The 13,223-nt window shown below is 39.1% G+C and carries 8 protein-coding genes; 5 read left to right on the forward strand and 3 right to left on the reverse strand.

All coding sequences use genetic code 11. The features are described 5' to 3' along the window. Positions 1 to 8: 8 nt before the first annotated feature. Positions 9 to 365 carry a PTS glucitol/sorbitol transporter subunit IIA gene (locus IGL24_RS01885; RefSeq protein WP_206855637.1) on the forward strand — a complete coding sequence of 119 codons (357 nt, stop codon included), beginning with the start codon at positions 9 to 11 and terminating at the stop codon, positions 363 to 365. 123 nt (positions 366 to 488) lie between these two features. Here the strand turns inward: IGL24_RS01885 and IGL24_RS01890 are convergent, their stop codons facing one another. Further along, a complete protein-coding gene (locus tag IGL24_RS01890; RefSeq protein ID WP_207699771.1) occupies positions 489 to 1,919 on the reverse strand; it encodes a DNA-binding protein in 1,431 nt (476 codons plus the stop codon). A 498-nt stretch (positions 1,920 to 2,417) separates the two neighbouring features. Here IGL24_RS01890 and tdc point away from each other — a divergent pair, with 498 nt between their 5' ends. From tdc to IGL24_RS01910, 4 genes are all read left to right on the forward strand, one after another. Continuing rightward, positions 2,418 to 4,253, forward strand: a complete 1,836-nt coding sequence (tdc, locus tag IGL24_RS01895; protein WP_207699772.1) for a tyrosine decarboxylase — start codon at positions 2,418 to 2,420, stop codon at positions 4,251 to 4,253. 27 nt (positions 4,254 to 4,280) lie between these two features. Next, positions 4,281 to 5,735 (forward strand): amino acid permease, encoded by a 1,455-nt coding sequence (locus tag IGL24_RS01900; RefSeq protein ID WP_207699773.1) that lies wholly within the window; start codon positions 4,281 to 4,283, stop codon positions 5,733 to 5,735. Positions 5,736 to 5,946: 211 nt separating this feature from the next. Continuing rightward, positions 5,947 to 7,248 (forward strand): RNA-guided endonuclease InsQ/TnpB family protein, encoded by a 1,302-nt coding sequence (locus IGL24_RS01905; RefSeq protein WP_242699735.1) that lies wholly within the window; start codon positions 5,947 to 5,949, stop codon positions 7,246 to 7,248. A gap of 190 nt (positions 7,249 to 7,438) precedes the next feature. Next, a complete protein-coding gene (locus IGL24_RS01910; protein WP_207699774.1) occupies positions 7,439 to 9,988 on the forward strand; it encodes an HAD-IC family P-type ATPase in 2,550 nt (849 codons plus the stop codon). A 165-nt stretch (positions 9,989 to 10,153) separates the two neighbouring features. Here the strand turns inward: IGL24_RS01910 and IGL24_RS01915 are convergent, their stop codons facing one another. Next, the gene (locus IGL24_RS01915; RefSeq protein WP_207115953.1) at positions 10,154 to 11,449 is read right to left on the reverse strand and encodes an ISL3 family transposase; all 1,296 of its coding nucleotides are present in this window, start codon (positions 11,447 to 11,449) and stop codon (positions 10,154 to 10,156) included. Between the two features lie 292 nt (positions 11,450 to 11,741). After that, on the reverse strand, positions 11,742 to 13,184 hold the full coding sequence (locus IGL24_RS01920) for a helix-turn-helix domain-containing protein (RefSeq protein WP_207699775.1): 1,443 nt from the start codon (positions 13,182 to 13,184) through the stop codon (positions 11,742 to 11,744). Between the last annotated feature and the right edge of the window lie 39 nt (positions 13,185 to 13,223).

The following is a 13,223-nucleotide window of genomic DNA, read 5'->3' on the forward strand; positions in this document are numbered from 1 at the left end:
GGATTTTATTGTTAAAAAGTAAAGTAAAAGAAATTGGCGAATTAGTAGAAGCTTTTGAAGAAGAAATGCTTTTGATTTTATTTGGTCCCTCAGCCACAGAAGAATTAAAATCGATTTGTGTGATCCATGAAACGATGGATACAAAAAAGAATGTTCTTAGCCCAGGTACAGCGATCCAGTTTGGCGATACAAGTTACAAGATCACAAAGGTGGGCAATGCTGCCAATCAAAACTTTGACGAACTCGGGCATGTGTCGATTTATTTCCAAGAAGGCGAGAACGAAATTCTACCAGGAGCAATTTCTGTAGAACCGTCGATTTATCCCAAGTTAGCGATTGGTGATATGATAAAAATCGGCGGATAGCGTGATTGTGAGAGAAGTACACAGATTCGAAAAATAAGCATAGTTAAATAAGCCGAAATCCACAAGATCTGGAACAATTTTGTGGATTCCGGCTTATTTGGGTTGTTGGTTCGTTCTTTTTTCTCACGACCTATTTTTGACGAGTAGAATAATCGCTTGTTCCACTGTTTCGACGGAGATTGGAATGACATGGTCCATTGACAAAGCAACTGGTGTATAGAGGGTTCGTTCACACAACAAGCGATGAGACGGTGCAGTCGCAAAGTCGATCGCTTCTTCGTTTAATCGGTTGTAGATCATGGGTTCAACAGAAATATCACACGTCGTCACGCCTTCCAATGCTTCGCGATAGATCAGATATTTGATATCCGAATGCGTCACGATACGTACAGATAATTTTTGTTTATCTAAGCGTAAAATACCAGTTAATTCAATCACAAATGAGCGCAGACAATTTGGGTTGATCTTTAATTGATAAGGCAATGTGTTCGTCCAATCGCTAACAATCTGTTTTACTTCTTCAAATAACTGTCGTTGTTCGTCGGTCAATAAGTGAAATTTTTCTGGTAAGAACAATTGGTAGTTTTTCCACGCAGAACGCAGAATGCGGATCAAAGCACGCTCGAATGCTTTATTACCAAGAAAAGAATGGCCAAAGTGTTGCTCGAACTGTTGGATCAATTGTTTGGTCTCTGGATTATTTTCAATAAAGACTTGATGGAGTTGCGCAAAATCCTGCTCGATTGCTTCATAAGTAGCAAATCCATAATCACAGAGATTGAAGAGGATCAGAATAAAATAAAATTCATTTGGCTGAAAAAATTCTCTAAAAGGACTTTCTTCCCACGCAGCAAGAACAAAATCATAAATTGGCCTTTTTTTGATTTCATCAATGAAGGATTGATCGACAGATAGTGGAGAATTTTTTTGATAGAATAGGCTGATCAAAAAGCCTGTTTGTAAGATCTCTTGAGTATCGCGATCATAGATACGCCCACTTTTTTTAGTGACCGCTTGGATAAATTCCTGTGCTTGGACATCAAAAGAGGCAGGAACAGAGAACTCAGGCAACGTGCCTGTTCGATAACTCACATTTAGTAAAATCAAACGTCTTTCGATATCAGTGAAGCGAGGAGAGTGATATTCGATGGAGATATCACATGCTTGAAAGTAGTCTAATACTTGTTTCTTCAACGCATAGGCTTTGCTGACGGAAACAAACTCAAGCTCAGTCAGTTGGATATAATCAGGTTCATCTTCTAAGTAAAGAAGGCAGGTTTTTAAAAATAAAGACGGTCGAGAGATGCGTTGCATCAACTGGAAACGAGGAGTCGTTGGTTCGAAGTATAAAGAATAGGTTTCTTTTTCTTTTGAGTGGTAAATGATTTGGTCGCTCAGTTCTCTACTTAATGATTTGATATCATTCAACAAAGTTGTTTGGCAAACATGTAACAAAGTAGCTGTTGTTGGAAGATGGATTTCTTTATTTACATAAAACTGTCCGCAGAGAAATAGTTGGCGTAAGAGATTTTTCTCGAGATAATGTTCAATCATGGGGAATCCTCCCTATTTGTATATTCATGCACAAGCACTTAGCTATTATGCCATGTTTTTCGTAGATGTGCATCTATCATTTGATCGGTCTTAGCAAAAGTAAGCCTATATTTAATTACTATTGTTATTGTATCTGCTTTATCTAAAAAAATGAGGCTTTGATCGACAGAAAAAATCGAATTGAAAAAGAGATAGCGGGTTTCTTTCAGACGAATAAATGATTTTGTTTTCTTATTTTTGTTCGTGAGCTAAACGTTATAATCAATAAAACAAGTCATTTCTTGCTAAAAAGTTTAGCTGAATCGTTCGTTTTTCCGGGATAAAAATACAGAATAATCAGACTTTATTTTTTTTATCTTCAAAGAAAGGGGCGTTAAGAGATGTTATTAAAAAAAATTTTTAAAATTGGGGCGTATAGTCAAACACGTAAACTGATCAAGAAACAACAGCCGGCCGATTATTTCCTATGATCAGGTAACAAGAGAGGAGAAATACACAATGGATGATATGGATATCAAAGCCGTCTTTATTGGCGACAAAGCAGAAAATGGACAAGTTTATAAAATGTTATTGAACAAGATGGTCGATGAACATTTAGGTTGGCGTGAAAATTATTTGCCAGCTGACCTTCCCGCAATCAGTGAGTCAGACAAATCAAAGACATCTTATCTTGCGACACGTCAACATATGATGGAAGTTTTAGATGAAGTGAGTGAACGGATGCGCGCTGGTTCAATTCCTTGGCATTCAGCCGGACGTTATTGGGGACAAATGAATGCAGAAACATTGATGCCAGCTTTATTGGCATATAACTTTGCGATGCTTTGGAATCCTAATAATGTGGCATTGGAATCATCAATGGCAACGTCACAAATGGAAGCAGAGATCGGTGAAGATTTTGCTAAACTCTTCAGTATGCCGAATGGCTGGGGACATTTGACAGCAGATGGCTCGATTGCGAATTTAGAAGGCCTATGGTATGCACGTTGTATCAAATCGATTCCTTTAGCGGTCAAAGAAACGTATCCGGAAAAAGTAAAAGACTTATCAGATTGGGCATTACTTAATTTATCTGTAGAAGAAATTTTAGAAATGGTTGAAACGTTTACTGATGAAGAATTGGATCGTGTCAAAGCAGCTTCTTCAAGAAGTGGGAAACACATCCAAGAATTAGGTAAGTGGATCGTCCCTCAAACGAAACACTATTCATGGATGAAAGCATTGGATATTTGTGGTGTTGGATTGGATCAAATGATTGCGATCCCCGTGGATGACTGCTACCGAATGGATGTCCAAGTATTGGAGAAAACGATTCGTGAGTTAGCGCAACAACAAATCCCTATTTTAGGCGTAGTCGCTGTTGTAGGGACAACAGAAGAAGGACAAGTCGATCGTGTCGATAAAATCGTTGAACTTAGAGAGAAATTGAAAGAGGAAGGAATATATTTCTATCTCCACGTGGATGCAGCTTATGGTGGTTATGCGCGCTGTTTGTTCATGAATGAAGCGTATGAATTTGTTCCTTATGCCTCATTAGCAGATTTTTATCGAGAACATCATGTTTTCCACCACGAAGTGAAAATCGAGCGAAGTGTCTATGAAGGCTTCAAGGCAATCAGTGAAGCGGAATCAGTGACAGTTGATCCCCATAAGATGGGTTACGTTCCTTATGCGGCAGGTGGAATCACGATCAAACATAAAAGCATGCGCAATATCATTTCTTATTTTGCCCCTTATGTGTTTGAAAAATCCGTGAAAGCACCAGATATGTTAGGTGCCTATATCCTAGAAGGCTCAAAAGCTGGAGCAACAGCTGCGGCAGTGTGGACAGCTCATCACGTGCTACCGTTGAACGTCACAGGTTACGGTCAACTAATTGGTGCATCGATCGAAGCCGCACAACGTTTTAGAGAATTTCTTGGTCAATTAAGCTTTACAGTCAATGGGAAAACAATTGAAGTCTATCCGTTGAATCATCCAGATTTCAACATGGTCGATTGGGCATTCAAAGTGCAAGGCTGTACAGATCTAAAAGAAATCAATCGCTTGAATGAAAAAATGTTCGATGTGTCCTCTTATATGGACGGGGATGTGTACGATGAACGCTTCATCACTTCTCATACCACATTCACGCAAGCTGATTATGGCGATTCTCCTGTGGCATTTGTCGAAAGTATGGGTGTATCAAAAGAAGAATGGCAAAAAGAACAACAAGTCACTTTGTTACGTGCTGCGATCATGACCCCTTATTTAACGGATGATAACATCTTTGCTTATTACACCAAAGCCATCAAACACGCAATGGAAGAAAAACTAAAAGAAGTTCTTGCGTAGTTCTAGTGATAGAAAGAAGGATCGATCATGACAGACTCAAAATCTACAAAACAGCTGTCAACGTTAACATTTATTGGGATGACTTGCGCATTAGTCGCAAGCATCCGCAATATTCCTGATGTCGCTGCCACTGGTTGGACGATGTTGTTTTATATGTTAGTTGCTGTACTTTTTTATGCGTTTCCGATCTCTCTGATTTCAGGAGAATTTGCCGGGATGTTTCCTCAAAAAGGAGGGCCCGAACTATGGGTCTCTCAATCTCTCGGTAGAAAATGGGGATTTGTCGTCTCTTGGCTTTTATGGGTGCAGATGTTTCCCGGAATGGTCATGGTTGCCTCAGCACTTGCGCCTTTGTTTGGGAATATGGTCAATAATGTCCCATTAGGCTTGAATAGTAAATTTACGTTACTCGTGATCTTAGTCGTTTACTGGATCATCACAGTATTGAACCTAAAATTCGATATGGCAAAAATCGGAGGAAAGATCGGCGTCTGGTTGGGGTTATATATCCCATTGGCTTTGATGCTGCTGTTGGGTGTTGCCGCTTGGATCAAAGTTGGTATCATGCCAAATGGAACATTAGGAAAATTTTCGTGGGATCTACTCGTTCCAAATCCAAGCACTGCCAAATCATTTGTTTATTTTGCACCGATCATGTTCATTTTTACTGGTATCGAAATGTCTTCTGTTTATATCACTCGATTGAGCCATCCAGTTAAAACTTATATCCGCGGTATTTTCGCCGCCTTGGTCTTTTTGTTTGTAGTAAATACGTTGAATGCTTTAGTCGTCGCCAATGTCGTGCCAAAGGGCCAAATGGAATTGAACAACATTGCCCAATCAATTTCGATCGATTGCCAAATTCTTGGATTGCCACATATGATCGTCAATCTGTTTAGCTTACTCGTATTTGTCGGTGTCGCTGTCCAACTATCTGCTTGGGCTTCTGGTCCAGCAAAAACTGTCACAGAAAGCGCAAGAAAAGGAGCGTATCCTCCTCGCTTCAATTTTTGGAAAACCAATGAATTCGATGTATCCAAAGCAGTGATTTTGACACAATCCATTATCATTTCTGTATTTGCATTATTCTATTTGTTGATTCCTGGAGTCAATCAAGCATTTTTGATGCTAGTCAATGCAACGACAGTCATTTATTGTATTGTCTACATTATCATGGGCATCGCATTCTTACATTTTAGAAAAACAAATCCAGAGATTTCTCGTCCATTTCGGATTGGCAAAAAAGACGGAAAAGGAAATTTTGGGGCATGGCTGGTCGTTCTGATCTTATTTGCATCAATCGTTTTTTCTGTCGGACTTACACTAAAAGCCGGCACATGGATCAACTTTGTGGCTGTCGCATTGATCAGCGGTATTCTTTTTGTGGCGCCATTATGTATTGAAAAAATCAGAAAACCATCATGGGAACAAGAAATAAAAAACAAATTAAGTGAACAAAAAATCCAAAAACAATCGAAGTAAAAGAAGAAAATTTTGTTTAAAAAACAAACGCTGAAGCCAGCCTCCCATTAAATTACACTAATTATTTCATGTTTGCCTGAAATAATCGACAGGAGAAATCATCCCTCTTACGTATAATAAGTATATCAAATGAAATACAGGAGGGTAATAACAGTAAAATATATCAGTTAAACAAATCGACATGACGTATCTTACTATTGAGGTGAGAATAATGACAATCTATCCAGTCGAACAATTGATAACACAATCTGAAGGGACGTCTCAATTTTTAAGCACAGAGAAGAAAAAAGAGAAATTAACATCCGTCCATCCCTTAAAAGATAGAACTCATAAGAATCTTAGAGAACACCGAATGAATCATACACAAGGCAAGAAGCTGATACGAGCCAAGAAAGCCAGACTCCGGCCGACGAAAGATCAAGAACAACAACTGTGGCAGTCAGCTGGAACGGCTCGATGGGTGTTTAATTGGGTGTTGAATATGCAAGAAATGAATCATCGGTTTGGTGGGGGATTTCTCACCAACAATGTCTTACGAAAGCACGTCACTCAAATGAAAAAGCGACCAAAGTATGCTTGGTTGAACATAGTGTCAAATAATATTGCGAAACAGGCAGTAAAAGATGCCTGTTTCGCCTATCAAAAATGGTTCAATGGTCTTAGTGGAAAAAGTTGTCTAAAAGTCGAGAAGCCATGTTTTAAGTCCAGAAAGAAGACAAAACCTGCTTTTTATAATGACAATGTCAAATTAAAAGTAAAAGCAAAATCCGTTCTACTTGAAAAAATTGGGTGGATAAAAACTAGTGAACAATTGCCAATGAAGACGAAATATATCAATCCACGAATCTCTTACGATGGCAAGTATTGGTATCTTTCTGTTGGCATTGAAAAACAATGTGACACACAAAAACTAACTAATGAAGTACTAGGTATTGATTTAGGGATCAAAAACTTAGCTGTTGTCTCAAATGGCAAAATCTACAAAAATATCAACAAGACAAAGAAAATAAGAAAGCTTGAGAAACGTTTACGTCGGTTACAGCGTAAAGTTTCTCGAAAATACGAGATGAATAAGGAGGGAACCCGATTTGTCAAAACATGTAACATCTATAAATTAGAAAAGAACATTCGACAGATACATCGAAAACTAGCAAATCTTCGTCAGAACCATATTCATCAAACAACGACTGAGATCGTGAAAACCAAACCATCGAAAATCGTTGTTGAAACTTTGAATGTAAAGGGCATGATGAAGAACAAGCACTTAGCGAAATCAGTCGCACAACAAAAATTCTATGAGTTCAAACGTCAACTTCAATACAAATGTGAAGAGTACGGCATTGAATTCGTCGAAGCAGATCGATTCTATCCAAGTTCTAAATTGTGTTACGAATGCGGGCATAGGAAAGTGAACTTAAAACTGAGGGATCGTATTTACCATTGTGAGAAATGCGGGTATACAGCGGATAGGGATTATAATGCCAGTCTGAATTTAGCGAGTTATAGTGCTTGATCTACGGATTTCTGTAGAAACGGAAAATAGGATTCGTTGTATCCGAATTGACGCCTGTGGAGTGTTAAAACAAACGAGAGTAGCAAGTATGAAGCAAAATCGGACACGCAGAAACAGGAAACAAACATTAATCTGACAACTTGAATAGTTGGTTAGAAATATTTATAGATTTTTGACAACGGGACTGCCGATGACGTGGTACAAAGAAACTGCTGAACAAACAATGAAAACATTAAAGACGACCAAAGACGGTCTTGCCAATCAAGAACGTACCAGTCGTTTAGAAATACAAGGACGAAATGAAATAGAAGTAAAAAAGAAAGTGAGTCCGCTTCGGAAGTTTTTGAAGCATTTTACGGATTTGTTGATGATCATCCTGATGGTCGCTTCCGTTTTGAAGTTTCTAACGGGTGATTATATTGAAGGTGGGATTATTTTACTTGTCGTAGTAATCAATAGTTTTGTTGGCTATTGGCAAGAACGAAAAGCAGAAGAGTCACTCAACGGTCTAAAAAGTCTGATGAGCCAAGACGCAGTGATTTTTTCTGAAGGAGTCAAAAAAAGTATCCCAGCAACCGAGATCGTGCAAGGAGATATCGTTAGTTTAAATGCCGGAGATGTCGTACCAGCCGATATCCGTTTAGTTGAAACATATGGATTGATGATCGAAGAAGCTGCGTTGACCGGTGAGTCTGATGCGGTAGAGAAAATCAGTGATCCGTTAGTCGATGAATTAGGCGCAGGGGATCAGCTCAATATGGCTTTTTCTGGCACACTTGTCCAAGCTGGATCGGCGCTTGGTGTCGTCGTTGAAACAGGAAATACGACAGAGATAGGAAAAATCAATCAAGCGCTACAATCGGTTCAACAACAAACAACACCTTTAGTTCGTAAGATCCATCAGTTGAATAAGCAAATTTTTAGAGGGATCGTTTTCCTAAGCTTATTCTTGATTTTCTTTACCTCATTTAGATATGGGTTAGAGTGGAACTTTCTGTTTTCAACGATCATTGCATTGATCGTTTCCATGATCCCAGAAGGCTTACCAGCCGTATTGACGATGATCTTGTCTCTTGGTGTCAATGAAATGGCGCAAGAACAAGCCATCATCAAAGGGCTACCTTCCGTTGAGACACTTGGCTCAATGACGGTGATCTGTTCAGATAAAACCGGTACATTGACTAAAAATGAAATGACGGTTGTTGAGACAATGACAGAAGATGAGACACGTTTACTTGAAATCATGAAAAACTGTCAGGAAGTACAAACAAAAGATGAACAAGTAGTGGCATCTTTGAGTGGCAATCCAACTGAACTGGCTTTATTACGTTACACAGCTGAAAAGAATCTTCCCCTAAGAGAGGCTCTTGCCAAACTACCATTTAGCTCCAGCTACAAATATATGGCAACGATGCATGAAGAACAAGACCATGCAGTAGTGTTTGTCAAAGGAGCGCCAGAAGTTTTATTATCAAAATCTTCCTTGTCACAGTCAGAGCAGCAACAATGGATCGACCAAGCATCGCAACTAGCGAAAAAAGGGCAGCGAGTGTTAGGCTTTGCTTATAAGCAAGTAGCGATCGATCAGGAGTTAGTCCATAACCAATTGGAACAGCTGACATTTGTCGGTATTGCAGGCATCATTGATCCACCAAAAGAGAGTGCCATCCAAGCAGTAAGAGAGTGTCAACAAGCTGGAATCTCAGTGAAAATGATTACCGGTGACCATAAAGACACGGCGCAAGCGATTGCGGATCAAATCGGATTGAAGCACACGAGCAACGTTCTTGAAGGAATCGATATCGATCGACTTTCTGACCAAGAGTTAGCGAAAAAAGTAAGAACAGTCGATGTCTTTGCTCGAACGACACCGGAGCATAAATTAAGGATCGTAGAAGCTTTGCAAAAAAATGGCGAAATCGTCGGGATGACCGGTGATGGTGTCAATGATGCTCCAGCATTGAAGCGTGCGGATGTCGGGATCGCTATGGGGATCAAAGGAAGTGAAGTCAGTAAACAAGCCGCAGATATGGTCTTGGGGGATGACAACTTCCATACGATCGCTAAAGCAGTCAAAGAAGGCCGTCGTATTTTAGACAATCTACAAAAAACGATCAGCTTTTTCTTACCAACTTCCTTAGCGCAAGGGTTAGTGATCATCTGGGCATTACTTGTGAACCAACCATTGCCTTTGACACCAGTCCAGATCTTATGGGTCAATATGGTCACGACGATCACGTTATCCTATGCTTTAGGATTTGAACAAGCAAGCAAAGATACCATGAGTCGTTCGCCGAGAGACCCTAACCAAGGGATCTTGACCAAGTATAATGTGTTCCGGATTTTCTATGTGTCCCTCTTGATAATTATCCCAGCTTACTGGTTGGCAATGCGTTTTGAAGGACAAGCGTTGCAACAAACCGTTCTTTTACAAAACATCGTTGCGGCCCAAGCAGTTTATATGATCAATTGTCGTGAGCAAGTCGATGCTTCATTGAATAAAGGTTTTTTCCAAAACAAATTCTTGTTTATTTCATTAGGTATTTTATTTGTACTCCAAACTGGCGTCATCTATCTGCCTTTTGCACAACAAGTCATTGAAACAACGAGCTTGAGTTTCAGCCAACATTTACCGATCCTGGCAAACGTACTTCTATTATTTACGATCGTAGAAGTCGAGAAGCGAATCAGTAAAACATGGATCAAAAGAAAAGAACAAGAAGCATTTGCGGGCAATTAAGAATCGTCGATCGTTCAATAGGTAAAACTAAACAGGCAGTCTTTCTCTATATTTCTGTAGAGGAAGACTGCCTGTTTTATTGGCTCTTTGTCAATAAGGACTGATGAGTGCAATCAAGTGAAATCCGGAAGAAGAAGTGAACACTTCTTCTCCGGATTTTCTTCGTTATTTGACGTGAATGACTTGATTCGTCAAAAAGATTCGGATGCGCATGTTCTCAAATGATTTAAAGCCATAAGACACTCGTTTGAGTGTTTTGATGTGGGTGTTTTTTGCTTCAATTTTCCCATTAGAGTAAGGATAAATCAAAGAATGACGAATCCCTTCTTCATAGCTCAGAAGATTTTGTAGTTTTAGCCGAAATTCTTTATCTAATGTTTCTGGTAACTGATGCAAGAGAGTGAAAAATGACTCGTGGTCTTTGTCACGAAAGGCATCCGCTAGTTCATGGAACGCTTGATAGGCGACTTTCAAGGCAGTTGAAGCACTTAATAAACGGTCAAGCACCATGGCTTCTGTCAGGTAAGGATACTTTGGGGCACGAAAGCTACGCCAAGTTTTATATTCTGTGTGGTTGATATTCTTCCGATTTTTGGTGAGTAAGCGCCAATGGCTTTTTAATTTCCTTGGCATTGTCCGATTGCCCGAAGCAATCAGGCGTTTCATTTCACGGACACGAAAATCTTGGAACGCTTGATTCATGTGTTTGACCACATGAAAACGATCAATGACCAGTTTGGCATGAGGAAATACTTTTTTTGTTAGTTGAAAATACGCCGCATTCATATCAGTAACTAAATAGTCGACGTCAGATGGATTCACACATGTCTGGAAATAAGTGGTCAACCGAGACAATTTTCGAGTGGGTAAGATATCAACTAATTGCCCGGTTTCCCCATCGGCACAAATAAAACTCATCTTATCTTCTGAGGATACATGGGAACGAAATTCATCGACCATCAATACTTTGGGCAGGTGGCGCTTGGCTTGTTTTGGTAAATAGGTTTTTAACGACTTCAAAATACGCGTCACCGTTGGAATAGACACCTGGCAATGCTTTGCGATAAAAGATAAGGAGACCTTTTCGGTGAGTAAAGCAATGATTTTCATTTTTACATGCTCGGCAATCGAATGATTTGGCCGAACAAAATAGCTTTGGGCTGTCCAATGGGTATGGCAGTTTCTACAGTGATAACGTTGTTTCTTCAGCCGCATGATTAGCGGTAAATGGTTGAATTGATCGAAACGAATGCAGGTCATTTTCTTGCCATTTTTGACAATGACCGTTTTCCCCTTCGAATCTCTCACGGCAGAGCCACAAGTCAAACAAGCAGAAGTAGGAGGAGCTAACACTGCGTCAATAACTAAAGTATTGGTTTGATGGAACGTTTCGTAAGAAACATCTTGGATGGTTAAATATTTATCTGTTAATCGGAGCATTTTTTTGATAGAATTTTCCATAGAGCATATCGTCCTCTCAGTTGTTTATTTTGTGGTGATTTAATCATACTAGAGAACGATATGTTTTTTAATACCCAAAAAGAAAAAGTGGACTGACGAATCAGAATTGATTCATCAGTCCACTTTATTATAGAGCCGTTTTATTACTCAGTGTTAAACGCTTCTTTCACAACCTAGATAAACGGTGTTCAAGAAGCAACACTTCAATAATAAGCCAAAAAAATCAAAAATGAAAAAGCCATTTTCGATTTTTCTAGCTTATTATTCAGTGCTGAGCGCTTCTTTCACAACCTTACAAATAACTTCTAAATGTGAGTTCGGTCAATTGGTCGAGCTCATTTTTGGTTGGGATGGTGGAGATGTAAATGATTGGTATCGGGACTTGGTCGAGTGGGGTGTTCGAGACGAACAAGTCGTTTTTATGGAACGTTATATCGGAAAGTTGTGATAATTCTACTGGGATCAATTGCACTCGTTTGCCAAAATAATCATTTAACTCTTGTTGTAAAAAAGCTTTCCAAGAGGGTTCGCCTTGAAAGAAGAAATACAGGTTCAGCTTATTCGGACGAACGGATAGGATCGCTTGTTGGATCAAGAATGATAGAAGATGTAAAAAATATTCGTCTTCTTGAACAGGCAATTCTTGTTTCAATTGAGCAAGTAGTTCTTGTTTGAATGGATACAACTGTGGATATTGTCGTTCATATTCTTCTAAGAAGTACTGGTACTGTAAATTCAACTGTTCGATCAAAATCGGTGATTCATGGTATTTCAGCAGTAAAAGAATCAAGTTATCCGCAAGTTTCGTCTCGTTTAATTCTTCCAAATGCAAGGTATCAGCCAAATCTTGAACGAATTGTTTGATCTTGCCTGAAAAAGGATAACTTTGCAAGAGGTCTGCCACGGGTTCTTGGTATTGATTATTGTAATTCCAGCTTTCTAAAAAGCAAAAGAAAGCAAAAATCAATTCATCTTTTTGTAAATACACCCCTTCTAATTCATAAAGAGCAGTAAGTTCAGTAGTATAAACAGAGTAAAGGGCATCCTCAGGCTCAAAGAAAAAGTCATCGATCCGACAATTTGCTTTGACACGAATCGTGTTGATAAAAAACCAACATATCCCGAAAATCTCTTCTGTTTCAACAGAAAAAGGGGTTTGTTTCAGTCTTTTTAAAAAACGGAAATAATGCGTTTCATGAATGGAATAGTCTTCAAAAAAATAATTGTTATGGGTAAAGGGCATCAAAAGACGATGATAGAACAAGCGGATCGCATTTTCAGAACCGGTCATCGTGCTTGTATATTTTGTCAGCTTGATCTGTAACCCGTAAGGAACGAGTTGACGATTGACCTTTCTTGTATGGCGTTTCAACGTTTCATAAGAAAGTCCGTTGGCTGCTAAGAAATTCGTTGTCGAACATTCTTTTGTGAACAAAAGTTCCTTGATCAATTGCACACTGACGGATTGTTTTAGAAATAACTCCCATAGATCATTGGCAAGTAAATTTTTTTGATTGAGTAAACGGATCCCTGACTGATCACTATCGATCACCCAGCCTTCAGGTAATTGTGAACGGATCACTTGTAAATCGGAAAAAATCGTACGTTCCGTTGTATTGGTTTCTTCAGCAAGTTCATTGACAGTGATTTTAGGATGATTTAGCAGTAGTTCGATCAATGTGACTTGTCGTTGTAAATCTTTTTCAGTGATGATCTTGTGCATGAGCGAGTACATCAGACATCCCTCCTTCAAATCAAATTATAGCATAACCCT

The organism is Enterococcus sp. DIV2371 (assembly GCF_050498525.1).
Lineage (GTDB): Bacteria > Bacillota > Bacilli > Lactobacillales > Enterococcaceae > Enterococcus_B > Enterococcus_B mangumiae.